The organism is Arthrobacter mobilis (assembly GCF_012395835.1).
Taxonomy (GTDB): domain Bacteria; phylum Actinomycetota; class Actinomycetes; order Actinomycetales; family Micrococcaceae; genus Crystallibacter; species Crystallibacter mobilis.
This window is the reverse complement of record NZ_JAAZSQ010000004.1, coordinates 93,375-110,130: the sequence shown is the minus strand read 5'-3', so window position 1 is coordinate 110,130 and position 16,756 is coordinate 93,375. Positions and strand designations below refer to the sequence as shown.

The window sequence follows — 16,756 nt, the reverse complement described above, 5'->3', positions numbered from 1 at the left end:
GCCTGCAGGAGGGCCGCCTCGCTCCTTTAAAACTAAAACCTCGGGCTAGAACGTTGTGACTACCGACCGGGCCACGGAACCGCCGCGGAGCAGCTCGTAGCCGTCATTGACCTCATTAAGGCTGATGCGCCGGGAGACCAGCTCGTCGAGCTTGAAGCGGCCCTGGAGGTAGAGGTCCGCGTAGAACGGGATGTCCACCTTCAGGTTCGTTGAACCCATGGCGACACCCCGGATGCCCTTCTGCTTGCCCATCAGGTCACCGAAGGGGGTGACCTCGATGGTAGCGCCGGGCTTGTGGACGCCGATGAGGTAGGCGGTGCCGCCGACGTCCAGCATGGCGACCGCGTCCATGGCGGTCCGGCGCAGGCCGATGACCTCGAAGGCATGGGTCACGCCGCCGCCGGTGAGATCCTTGACGGCGTCAACGGCATCGCCGTCGGCCGGGTTGACGGCATCGGTGGCACCGAAGTCCTTCGCCAGCCCAAGCTTGGCCGGCTGCAGGTCGACGGCGACCACGCGCCGTGCCCCGGCCAGGACGGCCCCTTGGATGACGTTCAGCCCCACGCCGCCGCAGCCGATGACGGCCACGGTGTCGCCGGGGCGGATGCGTGCGGAATTGATGGCCGCCCCCGCGCCGGTCACCACGCCGCACCCCAGCAGCGCCGCCCGGTCGAACGGGATGTCCCGGCTGACCCCCACGACCAGGCGCTCATGCACCAGCACCTGCTCGGCGAAGCCGCCGATGCCGATGAACTGGGTCAGCGCCTGGCCGCCAAGGCTGATGCGCGGTGCCTGGTCCGGCGTGCGCTGGGTTTCCTGGGGGGCACGGCACTGGTACGGGCGGCCGGTCAGGCAGCCGGTGCAATGGCCGCAGCTGCTGATCGGGGAGGCCACGACGTGGTCACCGGGACTGAATTCGGTGACCTCCGGTCCGACGGCCGCGACGACGCCGGCGACTTCATGGCCGAGCAGGGCCGGCATGGGGAAGCCGGCACCGCTGGAAGCCACATGCAGGTCGCTGTGGCACAGGCCGCTGGCCCGGACCTCGATCAGGACTTCCCGGCCGATCGGATCGGCGATCTGGACGTCCCGGACAGTGAATGATTGGCCGGTGCCTTCGAGGACTGCTGCTTTCATATCTAGTCTTTCCCTTCCTGGCTATCCCTCCGGGATGCGTGACGACAGTCACACAATATATAGTACTGAGAATATTGCAAAAAGACGTTGTGTATCTATTTGAAGGAGTTCGCCATGAAGGCAGCAGTAATTAATGAAATCAACGGACGTTTCGATGTCGAGGAGCTGGCCATTGACGAACCGGCGGCCCACGAGGTGCTGGTCGAGGTGAAGGCTGCCGGCCTGTGCCATTCTGACCTTCTGGTGGCTTCGGTGGACCGGGGCCGGCCGCTGCCGATGGTGGTGGGCCACGAGATGGCCGGCGTGGTGGTTGCCGTCGGTTCGGCAGTCAGGGGCCTGTCCGCCGGTGACCACGTGGTGGGGTCCGAGGTGAAGTTCTGCGGTTACTGCGAGGAATGCCTGTCCGGCCATTCGTACCGCTGCCTGAATCCGGGGGAGGCGGCCGGCCGCAGGGCATCGGAGCGGCCGAAGCTGAGCCGCGGCGCCGAGGCGGTGCAGGCCTTCGGTATCGCGGCCTTCGCCGAATACACCCTTTGCCATGCCAACTCCCTCGTGCGCGTCCCCCGGGAGGTGCCGTTCCCGCAGGCTGCGGTGCTCAGCTGTGCGGCGACCACAGGTGTGGGCGCGGCCATTAATACCGCGAAAGTGGGCCCGGGTGAAACCGTCGCCGTCCTGGGCCTTGGCGGCATCGGCCTGAATGTGCTCTCCGGCGCCCGCATTGCCGGCGCGGCCACGATCATCGGCGTCGACGTGCATCCGGACAAGCTCGAGTTGGCGAAGAAGTTCGGTGCCACCCACACCGTCAACTCCGCCGAAGAGGATGTGGTGGCGCGGGTGCGCGAGATTAGCAGCCGCGGGGTCCACCATTCCTTCGAAGCGATCGGGCTGGCCCGGACCCAGCTGCAGGCTGTCGAGATGACCCGGGTCGGCGGAGGTGCCTACTTCATCGGCATTCCGGGCTCCGGTGCCCCGCTTGAGGTGGATGTGCTCCAGAGCCTGATTGCCGGCCAGCGCAGCATGCAGGGGGTCTATATGGGATCAAGCAATATTCGCCGGGACATTCCGCTGTATGCCGAGCTCTACCTGCAGGGACGCCTGAACCTGGACGATCTCGTGGCCCAGGAGATCCCTCTGGAGGGGATCAATGATGCCTACCGGCTGCAGGAATCCGGCGCGATCGCCCGCAGCGTCATCACCAGCTTCTAAGCCGCCGCAAGCGGGGCGTGGTGTGTGTCACGCAGGGTATTGCTAATCCGGCGAGAGATTTATAGAATCATCTAAAGAATATATTTTCTTCCTGATTATGCGGCAGCAGAGCCTGCCGCGGAGACTTCCCGAAGGAGTTTGCCGTGACTGCACGTACCGGTTCCGAATACAAGCAGGGCCTGGCCGACGGCCGCGAGGTGTGGCTGGGCGAAGAGCGGATCAACGTTTTGGAGCACCCGGCCTTCCGGGGCTCCATCGAGGGAATGGCCGCCTACTTCGACTACCAGCACAAGTACGCCGCGGACTGCCTCACGGTGGACCCCGTCACCGGCGGGCAGATGAATGTCAGCCTGATGCTGCCGAAGAACGCCGAGGACATCGCGGCCCGGCACCGTGCCTTCGACCGCCTCGCGCGCTACTCCAACGGCATGCTCGGCCGGACCCCCGACTACGTGAACGTGGTGCTCGCCGGCCATGTCTCGCGCAAGGACATCTTCGACCGTTCTGGCGATCCGGTCTTCCATGAGCGCCTGGCGGCCTACCACCGCGAGGTCATCGAGAAGGACCTGGCCCTGACCCACACCATTGTCCACGCCGCCATCGACAAGAGCGTGGGCGAACTGCAGGGCATGAACGAGGAGCTGACGCTGCGGGTGGTCCGGCGCACCGAGGAGGGCTTGGTCGTCCGCGGCGCCAAGATGCTCGCCACCTTGGGCCCGATTGCCGACGAGCTCTACGTCTACCCGGCCACCCCGATCCAGAAGGGCTTCGAGGAGTACGCCCTCTCCTTCGCCATCCCGGTAGCCACCGAGGGCGTCGTGGCAGTCTGCCGCGACCATTACGGCATCGACGCCGACGTCGCCGATAAGCCCTTCTCCTCCCGCTTCGACGAGCAGGACGCCGTCATCATCTTCGACGACGTGCTGGTGCCGTGGCACCGTGTCTTCATCGACGGCAACCTGGATGTCTACAACTCCCTCAATGCCGGCACCGCCACGGGCAACACCCAGCAGCAGACCGCGATCCGGGCCACCGTGAAGCTCGAGTTCGCCTACGATCTGTGCACCCAGATGGCCAAGGTCACCGGCACCGAATCCAAGCCGGACGTGGCCTCGATGCTCGGCGAAATCTACTCGTACCTGCGCATCGCCCGTGCAGTGGTCCACTCGGCCGAGGTGAACGCTTCCGACTGGGGCGGCGGGGCCTTCTTCTGCCATGACGACATCAGCGCGCTGCGCACCATGATGCCGGTCTGGATGGCCCGGGTGAACGACATCATCAAGTCCATGGGTTCGCACAACCTGCTCGCGACCCCAACCCAGGCCGCGTTCCAGGACCCCCGCCTCGGCCCGCTGCTCCAAAAGTACCTGCCGGGTGCCAACGGCATCTCCGCCCAGGAGCGTGCCCGGATCTTCCGCACCGCCTGGGACTTCGCCGGCTCGGCGCTGGGCAGCCGGATCGAGCTCTACGAGCGCTTCTACCTCGGCTCCGTCGGCCGTGCCCGTGCGCTGGACCACCGCAAGGCCCAGGCCAAGGGAGAGACCGGCGCCTACCGGGCGATGTTTGACGAGGCCGGCGTGGCTCCGGCCCTGCAGGAGGAAGACGTCTTCGTGCCCGGCCAGCCCATCGGCGCCCGGATCTAGGGGGCGGGCATGACTGCCACGACCGAAACGACCGCCACGCTCACCGAGCAGGTGGCCCGGCACGTCACCGGAACGGGCTTCGAGGCCATCGATGCGCGGACGGTGCAGCGGGCCAAGGTGCGCCTGATCGATTCGCTGGGCAACATCGCGGCGGGCCACCGCGCCCAGGGCAACGACGCCGTCGTGCAGCTGGCGGCCCGCTGGGGCGGGGCGCCGGAATCCACCGTGCTGGTGCACGGACTCCGGGTGCCGGCCCAGACGGCGGCCATGGTCAATGCGGTGATGATGCGTTCCTACGACTTCGAGGCGATCGGCGCCGAGGGACCGGACCACACTCAGGTAGCGGCCCACATCTCGGGTACCACCGTTCCGGTCGCACTGGCCGTGGCCGAACAGCAGGGGGCCGGCGGCAAGGACTTGCTCGCGGCACTGATCCTCGGGGATGACCTGGCCTCGCGCCTGGGCGTCGCCTCGGGATTCGACGTCTACAGCGGCGGCGACAATACCGGCACCATCAACGGCCTCGGCGGCACGGCGGTCGCGGCCAAGCTGATGGGGCTGGACGCCAGGCAGCTGCGCAATGCACTGGGCATCGTGGAGAACCAGCTGGCCGGAACCGTGGCGAACATCTTCGACCAGACCCTGGCATTCAAACTGCCGATGGCGTTCGCCGCACGCAACGCCATCGTCTCGGCGGAACTGGCCGGGCTGGGCTTCACCGGCCCGGTCGACGCCATTGGCGGCCGCCACGGGTTCCTGGACATGTACTGTGCCAAACCGGCCCCGGAGAAGATCACCTACCGGCTGGGCGAGGAGTTCTACGCCGACTGCGTGATCAAGCCGTGGGCCTCCTGCCGGGCCAGCCATCCATCGCTGGACGCCTGCGTGCGCCTGGTCACCGAAAACCAGGTGGACCTGGACGCGATCGACCAGATCCGCATCCACGTCACCCCCCGCACCCTGGCCGGATTCGTCGGACAGCCCTTCGAGATCGGGGAGTGCCCGGAGGTCTCCGGGGCGTTCAGCATCCGGTTCACCGCCGCGACGGCCCTGATGTACGGCACGGTCCGTCCGGAGCACCTGAGCATTGAGCACATGAACGATCCGCAGCTGCGGGCGCTGCTCGGGAAGATCACCTTGGTCGACTCGCTGCCGCCGCACGAGTACCTCACCGCGGAGGTCGAACTGCTGCTGCAGGGCGGCTCGCGGCTGTGCTCGCGGGTGGACGTGCCCCGCGGTGACATCTACGCCGCTCCGCTGTCCGAGGCCGAAATCCTGGACAAGTACTACGCCAACGTCGAGTTCGGCGGACGCATCAGCCGCGCCACGGCCGAAGAGGCCGTCGAAACCATCAATAACCTGGAGTCCCTCGGGGACATCACCGCGCTCGTGAAGCTGTTCACGCCGGCGCAGACCTAGGAGATAGCAATGAGCACCAACACCACCGAGTTCGGCGTGGACCAGCTGGTCTTCCGCAACGTCGTCGGCCACTTCGCCTCCGGCGTCACCGTGATCACCACGGTGGTCGACGGCGAGCTGTTCGGCACCACCGCCTCGGCTGTTTCGTCCCTGTCGATGGAGCCGCCGATGATGCTGGCCTGCCTGAACCGCTCCAGCAGCACCCACGACGCCGTGGTCAAGGCCGGCTGGTTCGGCATCAACATCCTCGCCGAGGACCAAGGCGGCCTCGCCATGAAGTTCGGACGCAAGGGTGGGGACAAGTTCGAGGGTGTCTCCGTGACCCGTTCCGGGCACGGCGGCGTCCCGCTGCTGGACGGCGCACTGGCCCAGATCGTCTGCAAGGTGGAGGAGACCCCCACCGGCGGTACGCACACGGTCTTCTTCGGCCTGGTCGCCGAGGCCAGCGCCCGCGAGGGCGCCGAGCCGCTGGCCTACTACCGCGGCACCTTCGGACGCCTGGAGCGGGTCAAGGAACTGGCCGCCTACGACGCCGTACGCGAGTGGGTGCTGCACCGCCGGACCCCGCTGGGCCAGGAACTGGACCCGGCGGCCATCGCCGCCGAGGTCAAGGCCGACCCCAACCACGTCCACAACGCCCTGGTCAAGCTCACCGCAGAAGCCCTCGTGACCCGCGGCAGGCAGGCGGAGTTCCTGCCGACGCCGATCACCCGCGGGCTGATGGACAGCGTGTATGACGGCCGTGCCACCATCGAGCTGGGCGTGCTGGCCAGCCACTTCGACAAGTTCACCGACGAAGACGTCGCCGCCCTGGCGGCCCTGACGGACGAGCTCGGGCGGCTGCGCGCCAGCGGCAAGGACGCACTGGACGAATTCCTGAAAGTCAATGTCATGTACCACGATCGCCTGGTCAGCGTGGCTGGCTCGGCCCAGCTGACCGATGCCTTCCGCCGGCTCGGCATTGGCACCGTCTGGCGGCAGGCGCTGGCCGGGGACGAGTGGGCCCGGCAGATGGACCACAGCCACATCGTCGACCTGACGAAGGCACTGAAGGCCCGCGATGCCGCCAAGGCCGTGGAGGCGCTTCAGGCGCACACCGCCTTCGGCAAGCAGTTGGCCGCCGAGGTCATCGACCGCCACGGGGGAGCGGTCTGAGTAACTGCTCCACCGCCACTCATGACGACGGCGGGGCTGCACCGAAAGGTGCGGCCCCGCCGTCGTCCGTGCCGGCCCTGTCCGGCCGGTTCCAAGTGGTCGAGGTCCGGTTGGACCGGGTCGATGCCTTAAGCGTCGTCTTCGGTGAGTTCCTTCATGAATTCATGGAACATGTCGTCCTTGACGATCGCTTGGAACTTCCTGTATCCGTACGCTCAATCAGGCCTTCGACAAGCATCGGGTACTTGGCTGTGTTGCCCGGAGGGCTGCTCGGGAATGTCCATGATCCGCATGACGAACGTATCCCTCAAATTCTCGGCAGCCTGGCAGGAGCACCGTAAACCGGATCGTCCACCGTCGTCCAAAAAACTGATCTTCGCGGCACGTCTTGACTATGGCGGGGATTCGGCGGTTGGTTGCCGCACACGACCGAGGACCCCGCCGGCGGGAGCCGTCGGGGTCCTCGGTACTTGCTCCGGTGGTCCGGGAACGGACCACCGGACAACGGTCAGCGGCTTGGGACCTAGGAGGAGCCGCTGACCTGCTGGGCGGCTGCTGGCTGCACCCCAAGGCCCGGCACCCAGGACGACAGCGCGGAGAGTGCCGCCTGTTCACCGGCCCCGGTGGCAGCAGCGGCCACGTAACGGTCCGGGCGCACGATCAGCACAGTGCCCGTGCCATGTAGCGGGGCAAAGGCGCCCTCGGTGTCGGTGACCGTCACCGGGCCGCCGCTGCTGTGGTCCTCCGCGCCGGGCAGTTGCCGGATGTCGACGGCAGCGCCGCCGCGGAACCGCAGCACGGCCCAGCCGGAGCCGAGCAGGGTGTCCAGCGCAACAGCGTCCCCGGTGTCCAGCTGGACCTTCGGCTGGGACAACGACCGTCCTACCAACCCGGCCCCAGGCTTGGCGACGTCCGGGGCCGGGGCGATCACGCACCCGTCGGTAAAGTGCGGCTGCTTGAGGAATTTCATCCCGGTCAGCCAGTTCTTGGCCGCCGGCACGATGCCCAGCGCGGCAAGGGCTCCGTCCCGCAGCGCGGTCAGCACCGGGTTGACGTTCATGACCACCTTGCCGATCCGCTGGGACAGGCGCACCATGTCCACTGCGTGCGGTCGGCGCTCGCTCTGGTAAGTGCTGACCAGCGCGTCGGTGCCATGACCGCGGACGTGGGCGGCGACCTTCCAGGCCAGGTTGGCAACGTCCCGGATGCCGGCATTCAGCGCCTGCCCAGCGAAGGGCGGCATCATGTGCGCGGCGTCCCCGGCGAGCAGCACGTGTCCGACCCGGTAGTTCAGGGCCACCCGCTGGTGGGCCACGTACACGGCGGCCCGCCGGATATCCCCGGCCACGATCTGCTGGAACGGGGCAATCATGGCAGTGATTGCCTCCGGTGCCGTCACGGTTTTGGCGTCTTCGCCGGGCAGCAGCATGAATTCGTAGCGGCGGCGGCCCTTGACCCCCGGCACCACCACTGCGGGGCGCTTGCCGTTGCAGTGGAATTCCGCGAACTTCTCCGGCTCGCCCGGGGTATTGATGACGTCGACGACGATCCACTTCTGCACCTGGGTGGAGCCTTCCATCGGGATGCCCAGCTGGGCACGGACAGGGCTGCGTCCGCCGTCGCAGGCAACGACCCATTTGGAGCGGACCACATGCTTGCCGGCTTCGTTGATCACTACCGTCTCGACCTGGTCCGGCCCGTCCGTGATCCCGAAGGCCTCGGTGTTGAAGCGGATGTCGATCTGCCCGCGTTCCTGCGTAGCCTGGAGCAGCAGGGACTCCAGGACCGGCTGGTCGAACTGGGACTTGCCTGGCTGGCCCAGCCGCGGGCTGCCGGGGCGGACCTGCGCCAGCAGTTGCCCCTTGCGACCGTAGTAGCGTGCTCCCGTATTAAGGAGTACGTCGTCGGCGAACCGGTCCATAATGCCGATCTGCTGGAGGACCCTCAGGGATTCGTCCGTGATGCTGATGGCGCGCGGCTCGTCGCTGGTGCCTCCGCGCTTCTCTACCAAGACCACCCGTACGCCCTGGTCGGCCAGCAGGCAGGCCGCGGCCAGGCCGATGGGACCGGCGCCAACCACCAGAACGTCGGTATCGATGACAGTGTTCATCTACCCGTCCTTCCCGATTTCCCGCGGTCTGCGCTTAGTTTTCCAGCTCGACCGTATTGCGCAGGGTGCCCAGGCCGGTGATTTCGACCTCGACGACGTCGCCTTCGGAGAGCAGGCCGCCTTCGCCCCAGAACAGGCCGACGCCGCCGGGGGTGCCGGTGACGATCACGTCGCCCGGGCTGAGCCGGGTAAACCCGGTGACGTAGCTGATCAGCTCGGGGATGGGGAAGTAGAGGTCCGCCACGGAGGCCTTCTGCCGGGTCTCGCCGTTGACCCGGGTTTCCAGGGTCAGAGCGTCGGTGCTGCCCAGGTCCGCGGCCGGGACCAGGTAGGGGCCGAAGGCTCCGGTGGACGGGAAGTTCTTGCCCGGGATCCACTGCGAGGCGGCCTTCTGCCAGTCGCGGACGGAGAAGTCGTTGTAGGCGCCGTAGCCGGCAATGTGGTCCCAGGCATCCTCCTCGGCCACATGCCAGGCCTCCTTGCCGATCACCAGGGCCATCTCGCCCTCGTAGTCGAACTTGGTGGTGCTGCGGGGCATGATGGCCGGGGCCAGGTGCCCCATCTGGGTGTCGGCGAAGCGGGTGAAGACCGTGGGGGCGGTCTGGCCGGTCTTGCCGGACTCCTCCTGGTGGGTCTTGTAGTTCACCCCGATGCAGATGATCTTGCCCGGGTTGGTGACGGCCGGCAGGAACTCGATGTCGGCCTCCGGCGCGGCCGGAGCGGCAATGTACTGTTCCTCGGTCACGCTGCCGAAAATGCCCTCCTCGACGGCGGCGCGCATAGTGGGGGCCAGATCGGCACCGGAAGGGCCAAGATCAAAGGCGGTTCCGCCGACCACCACGCCCCAAGTGGGTGAACCGTTGGCGGCAGTGAAGCTTGCATATTTCATGATGATTCCTTTCGCAGCGCCGGAACGCTTATGCACTGTGCACCTGATCACAGCCTACGAAGCACATAGTGCATTTGTCAATGAAGAATATATAATTTAGAGCCGAGTGCGCAGAACTCCAGGAAGGGCGGAACAAGGTGGATGCAGTTGGGGCGTGCCCGGGTGACCTTGAAGGATCCCTGCGGATCGCAGAGTCCCGCCGGGTGCAGGCACTGATCGAGGGGGATCTCGCCACCCTCGCGCAGCTTTGCGACGACCGGCTGGTCTATACCCACTCAGTGGGCCGGCGCGACAGCAAGGAATCCCTGCTGGAATCCCTGCGCAGCGGAACGGTTCGCTACCACCGGATGAAGCACGACCTTGAGGAGGTGCTGCAGGTTGGCGATGGCGCTTGGATTTCCGGGCGGATGTGCGCCGAGATTACGTCTCGCGGGCAGCGGCGGCAGTTGGACACGCTGACCACCTCCGTCTGGATCCGTCCCGGGTGCGATTGGAAGCTGCTGGCGTTCCACACCACAACCCGGGCCGATTAAGCGGCAGGGCCGCCCGCACAATGGCGGGCGGCCCTCCGACGGTGCAGGCGGCGAACGCTAGTTGGCGGCAGTGAAGCGGCGGTTGCGGTGCTTGGGCTCTTCCAGTTCGTCCAGGACGGCGATGGCGAAGTCCTGGCTGGAGATCGAATCCCCGGCCGGGGAATCCAGCCCGGTCTTGTAGGAGCCGGTCCGCTCGCCGGGGGCGATCACCGGGGCCGGGGCCAGCATGGTCCAGTCCAGCCCGGCCGCAGTGCGGTACAGGTCCAGGACCTCCGCCATCGTGGTGGCCTCGGGCTTGTACGCCTCGGGGAACCCGGGCAGGTCCTTGAGCTGCACGCCGTCGACCTCGGTGGCCCCGGCGCCGCCGACGACGAACACGCGGGCCGGAACGGAGGTGCCGGCGATGGCGCGGTGGGCCGCCATGAAGGAGTCGTGCGGCTGGCCGGTGCGGTCCGGCGCCACGGAAACGACGACGGCGTCGTGCCCGGCAGCCAGCTCCTGGAAGGCGTCCAGGTCGGACAGTTCGGCAGTGCGTGCGGACGCACCCTCCGCGGCGGACCCGCTGCGGGTGACAGCGGTGACTTCGTGGCCGCGGCGCAGTGCTTCGGCAGTGATTTCGGATCCGACCATGCCGGTTGCCCCGTAGACAGCGATCTTCATTGAGTTTCCCTTCGACGGTTTGCCGCCGCGTTCCGGCGTCGAAGTGAAAGTATCAATTAGATACCGAGTACCTCAACGTAATACAGTTACCTCATGGATACTTCCAGTCCGGCCTTTGACGTGCTCAGCCTGAACTGCCCGTCCCGGGTGGTCCTGCAGCGCATCGGCGATAAGTGGACCACCTTGGTGTTCCAGGTCCTCAAGGACGGGCCGCAGCGTTTCTCGGTCATCCGCGGTGCCGTCCAGGGCATCACGCCCAAGGTGCTGACCCAGACCCTGCGCACCCTGGAGCGGGACGGCCTGGTGAGCCGGCGGATCTATGCGGAGGTGCCGCCGCGGGTCGAGTATGCATTGACGCCGCTGGGGGAGACGCTGCTGGAACCGCTGGATGCGGTCCGGGTCTGGGCCGAAGAACACGCAGCCAAGATCCTGCAGGCCCGCGAGGACTACGACGCGCAGGCAGATTCCCTTCAACTGCCGTGAGCAGGGGCCCGCTGGATCCAGCGGGCCCCGCAATACGTCACGCCTGTAATAGCGTGCTAGGACAGTGCCGCGCAGACGTCGATAACTTGCCCCGGGCCGTCGAGGGCGAATTCCTCCACCAGTTTCCCCTTCTCGTCGAAGGTAAACGAGATGTTGCCTATCGTGAGGAAGAGCCCGTTGCTGCGCGTCAGGAGATTCCTTCCAGTCCCGGTGAAGACGGTGTTCCCTTCAGCGTCGGTCGAAACGTGGAACGAACCCGTGATGACGGAGGTAAACGTGTTGCCGTTGGCCGTGAGTGTTACTTCCTGATTAGGCGCGATAACGATAAATCCTCCATCAGGAAATGCGAGGACCTTTTCCTCGCCAGTGATCTCGCCTTCAATTTTGAAGCCCTTGCAGGCGTTCTGTATGAATTTCGGCAAGTCTGAATCGACCGGTGTCGGTGCGGCGGCCACCGCCGGTCCCGCCAGTCCGGCGATGCTGGAGGCCAAGGCAGTGGAAATCAGCCATTTTTTCATTTTGAGCCCCTTTGGTTGTTGCTGTTTCGATCTTGGTGTGGCCCGTCGGTACTGAGGGGAGCCAGCACCAAGGCACCCAAGTCTTCGAGCCCCACCTTGGGAAAACCTTCGGGCAGGGTCCTGGAGCAACTGCTGTGTGGTAAGACTTCAACCCGCCGGCGCCCTGCCGTGCCGGAGGTTCCATGGCGCGCAGTACCGTGATATGACGTGGATCACGCGCGCATGCCGGCTCCGGCCTGGGCGAAGTGAGGAGATGAGGCATGGACGGTGTCCGGATCACGGTCAACGGTCAGCTCCGCAGTGGCGACGGCGCTGGCCCGCATACCCGGCTGCTGGACTGGTTGAGGGCGGAAGGGCTGACCGGAGCCAAGGAAGGCTGCGCCGAGGGCGAGTGCGGAGCATGCGCCGTGCTGGTGGCCCGTCCGGACGGGCCCGGCCGCAGCCGGTGGACGTCGGTGAACGCCTGCCTGCCTCCTGCCCTGGCCTTTGACGGTCAGGAAATCATCACCTCAGAAGGCCTCGGCACTCCGTCGGGACCTTGCGTCGGCGAGGACCTGCACCCGGTCCAGCGGCAGATGGCGGACCGGGGAGGATCCCAGTGCGGTTACTGCACCCCGGGCTTCGTCTGCTCCATGGCCGCCGAATACTACCGTCCCGAGCGGGAAGGCTCCGGCCGCCGGGGGCAGGGCGGAGTGCAGACCGGACCTGCAGTGGTGGGGGAGGACCACGCCGCCGACCACGAAAGCGGCCCGAACGGCTTTGACCTGCATGCCCTGAGCGGCAACCTCTGCCGGTGCACCGGCTACCGGCCCATCCGGGACGCGGCCTACGCGCTCGGCGCTCCTGCTGAAACCGATCCTTTGTTCCTCCGGCAGGGTCGTCCTGCTCCGCCGGCCCGGCCCACCCAGCTGACGGCCGGCGATGCACAGTTCATCAGGCCGGCAACCCTGGAGGAGCTCTATGACCGGCTCGAACAGCATCCGGAGGCCAGGTTGGTGGCCGGTGCCACCGACCTCGGCGTCGAGGTGAACCTCCGGCACGAGCGGCCGCCGCTGACGCTGGCCATCGACCGGCTGGAGCCGCTGCGGGTGCTCGACGTCGGAGGCGGCCGGATCGAGATCGGGGCCGCCCTGACGCTCACGGAGGTCGAGCGCGGACTCGCCGGACGGGTGCCGCTGCTGAGCCGGCTCTTTCCGCAGTTCGCCTCGCGGCTGATCCGCAATGCCGCAAGCCTTGGCGGCAACCTCGGGACAGGTTCACCAATCGGCGATTCGGCCCCGGTGCTGCTGGCCCTGGACGCATCGGTGGTCCTGGCCTCCGGGACCGGGGAGCGGGAAGTGGCGCTCGCGGACTACTTCACCGGATACCGCCGGAGCGTCAGGAAGCCCGGCGAAATCCTCCGTGCCGTGCGGATCCCGCTGCCGCTGGCCGAGAGCACTGCCTTCTACAAGATCGCCAAGCGGCGATTCGACGATATCTCCAGCGTCGCCGTCGCGTTCGCCCTGCAGCTCGACGGCGGCAGCGTCTCCTCGGTGCGCATCGGCCTTGGGGGAGTGGCCGCCACACCGCTCCGGGCACTGCAGACCGAGCAGGCCCTGGCCGGCCGGCCGTGGACCGAGGAGACTGCCGCGGCCGCCGCCGCCGTGATGGCCACCGAGGGCACCCCCATCGACGACCTGCGGGCCAGTGCCCGCTACCGTTCGGCCATGCTCGAACAATCCGTGCTCAGGTTCTACGCGGAGACACAGTCCGCATTCAGTCCGGAGGTGGCGTAAGTGAAATCGCTGGCCGATCGTCCCGTCAATCCCGTCGTAGGGGTGGAGGTCGCCCACGAGAGCGCTACCCTCCACGTGACGGGCACCGCGCTGTACACCGACGACCTCCTGGTCCGGAACCGGAAGGTGCTGCATGCCTGGCCGGTCCAGGCCCCGCACGCACACGCCCGGGTGGTCTCCCTGGACGGCCGGCCGGCGCTGGAGGTTCCGGGAGTGGTCCGGGTCCTGACCGCCGCGGACGTGCCCGGTGTCAACGATTCGGGCACCAAGCAGGATGAGCCGCTGTTCCCCAGCGAGGTCATGTTCCACGGCCATGCCGTCTGCTGGGTGCTGGGGGAGACGCTCGAAGCCGCGCGGCTGGGAGCCGGGGCAGTCAAGGTTGGCTATGAGCCGCTCCCGTCGCTGCTGACCCTCACCGAGGCCATCGAGGCGGCAAGCTTCCAAGGCCACCAGCCGACCGTCAGCCGGGGCGACGCCGACGCCGCCTTGGACACTGCCGTCCACCGGTTCAGCGGCGGGATCGAGTTCGGCGGCCAGGAGCACTTCTACCTGGAAACCCACGCTTCCTTCGCCTATGTGGACGAGGCCGGCCAGGTCTTCGTCCAGAGCAGCACCCAGCACCCCTCGGAGACGCAGGAGATCGTGGCCCATGTCCTGGGCCTGCACAACCACGAGGTGACCGTGCAGTGCCTGCGGATGGGCGGCGGGTTCGGCGGCAAGGAGATGCAGCCGCACGGCTTCGCCGCCATTGCGGCCCTGGGCGCCGTGTTGACCGGCCGGCCGGTGCGCGTGCGGCTCAACCGCACGCAGGACATCACCCTGTCCGGGAAACGCCACCCGTTCCATGCCCGCTGGGAGGCCGGCTTTGACCAGAACGGCCGCCTGCAGGCGTTGAAGGCCACACTGACCAGCGACGGCGGGTGGAGCCTGGACCTGTCCGAGCCGGTCCTGGCCCGGGCGATGTGCCACATCGACAATGCATACTGGATCCCCAACGTGCACGTCCAGGGCCGGATCGCGAAGACGAACAAGACCTCCCAAACCGCCTTCCGCGGCTTCGGCGGTCCGCAGGGCATGCTCGTGATCGAGGACCTCCTGGGCCGCTGCGCTCCGCTGTTGGGCCTGGACCCTGCTGAGCTGCGCCGGCGCAACCTCTACCTTCCCGGGCAGAGCACGCCCTACGGCCAGCCCGTCCGCCATGCCGAGCGGCTGCACACCATCTGGCAGCAGGTGCTCGAACGCGCCGACGTCGAACGCCGCCGGGAGCAGATCGCCGCCTTCAATGCCGCCCACCCGCACACCCGGCGCGCCTTGGCCATCACCCCGGTGAAGTTCGGCATCTCCTTCAACCTCACGGCCTTCAACCAGGCCGGGGCGCTCGTGCACGTCTACAAGGACGGCTCGGTCCTGATCAACCACGGCGGCACGGAGATGGGCCAGGGGCTGCACACCAAGATGCGCCAGGTGGCTGCCACCGCACTCGGCGTGCCCCTGAGCTTCATCCGGCTGGCACCGACGCGCACCGACAAGGTGCCCAACACCTCGGCCACGGCCGCCAGCTCGGGCGCCGACCTCAACGGCGGGGCCATCAAGGACGCCTGCGAGCAGATCAGCGCGCGCCTGGCCGAGGTGGCGGCCCGCAAGCTGAACATCCACCCCGACGACGTCCGGTTCGCCAACGGCACGGTCACCGGGATCGGCTTCCACGACCAGGACATCGCCTTCGCCGACCTGGTGCATGACGCCTATTTCCAGCGCATCCCGCTCTGGGCGGCCGGGTACTACCGCACCGAAGGTCTGCACTGGGACGGCGCCCGGATGCAGGGCGAGCCGTTCAAGTATTTCTCCTACGGAGCCGCGGTCTCCGAAGTCGAGGTCGACGCGTTCACCGGCGCGTACCGCCAGCTGCGCACCGATATTGTCCACGACGTCGGCGACAGCCTGTCGCCGCTGATCGACATCGGGCAGATCGAGGGCGGGTTCGTCCAAGGTGTCGGCTGGCTGACGCTGGAAGACCTGCGCTGGGACGTCTCCGACGGGCCGCACCGGGGGCGTCTGGCCACCCAGTCCGCGAGCACTTACAAGCTGCCCAGCTTTTCCGAAATGCCCGAGGAATTCAACGTCCACCTCTTCGAGCAGGCCACCGAAAGCGGCGTGGTCTACGGGTCCAAGGCGGTGGGCGAACCGCCCTTGATGCTCGCCTTCAGCGTCCGGGAAGCCCTGCGGCAGGCGGTGGCCACCTTCGGTCCCGCCGGCCGCGAGGTCCAGCTCGCCAGCCCGGCCACCCCCGAAGCGGTTTTCTGGGCGATCCGGCAGGCCCGGGAGGCCATGCCGGTTCCGCCGGCCTCCGCTCAGGCGGGGGCGGGTCCCGTGCCGTCACGGGCCTCCAGTTCCGGGCACTGAGATGGACTGGCTGCAGGCGCTCCAACAGTTGCGCTCGGATGGCTTGCCGGCCGTGCTGGCCACGGTCACCGAGGTGCGCGGCCATGCCCCGCGGGAAGCCGGGGCGAAGATGCTCGTGGGCGCCGAAGCCACCTGGGGCAGCATCGGCGGCGGCAACCTGGAGGCGACGGTCATCGACCGGGCCCGGGCCATGCTGGCGGCCGGAACCGCGGACCCCGAAAACCTGGCCTTCCCGCTCAACGAACATGCCGCCACCCGGCACGGGCGGCAGTGCTGCGGGGGCATTGTCAGCGTTTTCCTCGAGCCGTTCCCCGCCCGTCCCACGGTTGCCGTCTTCGGGATGGGCCACGTCGGGCACGAGCTGGCCCGGATCCTCTCCCGGCTGCCGGTCCGCCTGTACCTCGTGGACAGCAGGGCCGGCCAGCTGGGCCCTGCGCAGCTCGCCGACGTCCTGGACGGGCCGGCCGACGTCCTTCCCCGGCACAGCCCTGTTCCGGATTCCGTCATCGGTGAACTGCCGCCGGAATCGCACGTGTTCATCATGACCCACGACCACGCCGAGGATCTCCTGCTCTGCGACGCCGCGCTGCGCCGGGCCGACCTGGGCTCGGTTGGCCTGATCGGTTCCCGGGCCAAGTGGTCCCGGTTCCGGCAGAAATTGCGCACCGAGGGGCATGGCGACGCCGCCCTCGAACGCATCAGCTGCCCCATCGGGCTCCCCGGCCTCGCCGGCAAGGATCCCGCCATCATCGCCGTCAGCGTTGCAGCCAATCTGCTCCAAGCCCTGGCGAAGGCAAAGACCGGTCTCTGACCACCTCCGCGGTG

At 67.5% G+C, this 16,756-nt stretch carries 14 protein-coding genes; 9 read left to right on the top strand and 5 right to left on the bottom strand.

The features are described 5' to 3' along the window. Positions 1-45 precede the first annotated feature (45 nt). Positions 46-1,137 (bottom strand): alcohol dehydrogenase catalytic domain-containing protein, encoded by a 1,092-nt coding sequence (locus tag HGG74_RS06545; protein WP_168485550.1) that lies wholly within the window; start codon positions 1,135-1,137, stop codon positions 46-48. A 114-nt stretch (positions 1,138-1,251) separates the two neighbouring features. Between HGG74_RS06545 and HGG74_RS06540 the strand changes: the two genes are divergently transcribed. From HGG74_RS06540 to HGG74_RS06525, 4 genes are all read left to right on the top strand, one after another. Then, positions 1,252-2,343: a zinc-binding dehydrogenase gene (locus tag HGG74_RS06540; RefSeq protein WP_168485549.1), complete on the top strand. Its 1,092-nt coding sequence runs from the start codon at positions 1,252-1,254 to the stop codon at positions 2,341-2,343. A gap of 143 nt (positions 2,344-2,486) precedes the next feature. Further along, on the top strand, positions 2,487-3,986 hold the full coding sequence (locus HGG74_RS22105) for a 4-hydroxyphenylacetate 3-hydroxylase N-terminal domain-containing protein (protein WP_168485548.1): 1,500 nt from the start codon (positions 2,487-2,489) through the stop codon (positions 3,984-3,986). A gap of 9 nt (positions 3,987-3,995) precedes the next feature. Beyond that, complete coding sequence (locus HGG74_RS06530) at positions 3,996-5,405, top strand: MmgE/PrpD family protein (protein WP_168485547.1); 1,410 nt, start codon at positions 3,996-3,998, stop codon at positions 5,403-5,405. Positions 5,406-5,414: 9 nt separating this feature from the next. Then, entirely contained in the window at positions 5,415-6,560 is a 1,146-nt protein-coding gene (locus tag HGG74_RS06525; RefSeq protein ID WP_168485546.1) for a flavin reductase, read from the top strand. Between the two features lie 523 nt (positions 6,561-7,083). Here HGG74_RS06525 and HGG74_RS06520 read toward each other — a convergent pair. Together HGG74_RS06520 and HGG74_RS06515 are read right to left on the bottom strand one after the other, a co-directional pair. Beyond that, the gene (locus tag HGG74_RS06520) at positions 7,084-8,670 is read right to left on the bottom strand and encodes an FAD-dependent monooxygenase (protein ID WP_168485545.1); all 1,587 of its coding nucleotides are present in this window, start codon (positions 8,668-8,670) and stop codon (positions 7,084-7,086) included. A gap of 34 nt (positions 8,671-8,704) precedes the next feature. Next, the gene (locus HGG74_RS06515; RefSeq protein ID WP_168485544.1) at positions 8,705-9,559 is read right to left on the bottom strand and encodes a fumarylacetoacetate hydrolase family protein; all 855 of its coding nucleotides are present in this window, start codon (positions 9,557-9,559) and stop codon (positions 8,705-8,707) included. Between the two features lie 137 nt (positions 9,560-9,696). Between HGG74_RS06515 and HGG74_RS06510 the strand changes: the two genes are divergently transcribed. Beyond that, positions 9,697-10,092: a nuclear transport factor 2 family protein gene (locus HGG74_RS06510; protein WP_312856767.1), complete on the top strand. Its 396-nt coding sequence runs from the start codon at positions 9,697-9,699 to the stop codon at positions 10,090-10,092. A 57-nt stretch (positions 10,093-10,149) separates the two neighbouring features. Here HGG74_RS06510 and HGG74_RS06505 read toward each other — a convergent pair whose 3' ends face one another. Then, positions 10,150-10,752, bottom strand: coding sequence for an NAD(P)-dependent oxidoreductase (locus tag HGG74_RS06505; RefSeq protein WP_168485542.1), 603 nt, complete (start codon positions 10,750-10,752; stop codon positions 10,150-10,152). Positions 10,753-10,845: 93 nt separating this feature from the next. Here HGG74_RS06505 and HGG74_RS06500 point away from each other — a divergent pair, with 93 nt between their 5' ends. Beyond that, entirely contained in the window at positions 10,846-11,235 is a 390-nt protein-coding gene (locus tag HGG74_RS06500) for a winged helix-turn-helix transcriptional regulator (protein ID WP_168485541.1), read from the top strand. Positions 11,236-11,291: 56 nt separating this feature from the next. On the opposite strand, the gene HGG74_RS06495 is transcribed toward HGG74_RS06500, so the two are convergent. Further along, on the bottom strand, positions 11,292-11,753 hold the full coding sequence (locus HGG74_RS06495) for a hypothetical protein (RefSeq protein WP_168485540.1): 462 nt from the start codon (positions 11,751-11,753) through the stop codon (positions 11,292-11,294). A gap of 260 nt (positions 11,754-12,013) precedes the next feature. Here HGG74_RS06495 and HGG74_RS06490 point away from each other — a divergent pair, with 260 nt between their 5' ends. The 3 genes from HGG74_RS06490 to xdhC are packed head-to-tail and all read left to right on the top strand — an operon-like array spanning position 12,014 to position 16,742. Next, the gene (locus tag HGG74_RS06490; RefSeq protein WP_168485539.1) at positions 12,014-13,528 is read left to right on the top strand and encodes a xanthine dehydrogenase small subunit; all 1,515 of its coding nucleotides are present in this window, start codon (positions 12,014-12,016) and stop codon (positions 13,526-13,528) included. After that, entirely contained in the window at positions 13,529-15,931 is a 2,403-nt protein-coding gene (gene xdhB, locus HGG74_RS06485; protein WP_168485538.1) for a xanthine dehydrogenase molybdopterin binding subunit, read from the top strand. A gap of 1 nt (position 15,932) precedes the next feature. Then, entirely contained in the window at positions 15,933-16,742 is an 810-nt protein-coding gene (xdhC, locus tag HGG74_RS06480) for a xanthine dehydrogenase accessory protein XdhC (protein ID WP_168485537.1), read from the top strand. Positions 16,743-16,756: the final 14 nt, after the last annotated feature.

What these genes read in the sequence shown, in the direction of transcription:
- HGG74_RS06545 (WP_168485550.1), bottom strand. Translation starts at nt 1,137, where the DNA reads ATGAAAGCAGCAGTCCTCGAAGGCACCGGCCAATCATTCACTGTCCGG.
- HGG74_RS06490 (WP_168485539.1), top strand. Translation starts at nt 12,014, where the DNA reads ATGGACGGTGTCCGGATCACGGTCAACGGTCAGCTCCGCAGTGGCGAC.
- HGG74_RS06540 (WP_168485549.1), top strand. Translation starts at nt 1,252, where the DNA reads ATGAAGGCAGCAGTAATTAATGAAATCAACGGACGTTTCGATGTCGAG.
- HGG74_RS06520 (WP_168485545.1), bottom strand. Translation starts at nt 8,670, where the DNA reads ATGAACACTGTCATCGATACCGACGTTCTGGTGGTTGGCGCCGGTCCC.
- HGG74_RS06530 (WP_168485547.1), top strand. Translation starts at nt 3,996, where the DNA reads ATGACTGCCACGACCGAAACGACCGCCACGCTCACCGAGCAGGTGGCC.
- HGG74_RS06505 (WP_168485542.1), bottom strand. Translation starts at nt 10,752, where the DNA reads ATGAAGATCGCTGTCTACGGGGCAACCGGCATGGTCGGATCCGAAATC.
- xdhC (WP_168485537.1), top strand. Translation starts at nt 15,933, where the DNA reads ATGGACTGGCTGCAGGCGCTCCAACAGTTGCGCTCGGATGGCTTGCCG.
- HGG74_RS06525 (WP_168485546.1), top strand. Translation starts at nt 5,415, where the DNA reads ATGAGCACCAACACCACCGAGTTCGGCGTGGACCAGCTGGTCTTCCGC.
- HGG74_RS06500 (WP_168485541.1), top strand. Translation starts at nt 10,846, where the DNA reads ATGGATACTTCCAGTCCGGCCTTTGACGTGCTCAGCCTGAACTGCCCG.
- HGG74_RS06515 (WP_168485544.1), bottom strand. Translation starts at nt 9,559, where the DNA reads ATGAAATATGCAAGCTTCACTGCCGCCAACGGTTCACCCACTTGGGGC.
- HGG74_RS06495 (WP_168485540.1), bottom strand. Translation starts at nt 11,753, where the DNA reads ATGAAAAAATGGCTGATTTCCACTGCCTTGGCCTCCAGCATCGCCGGA.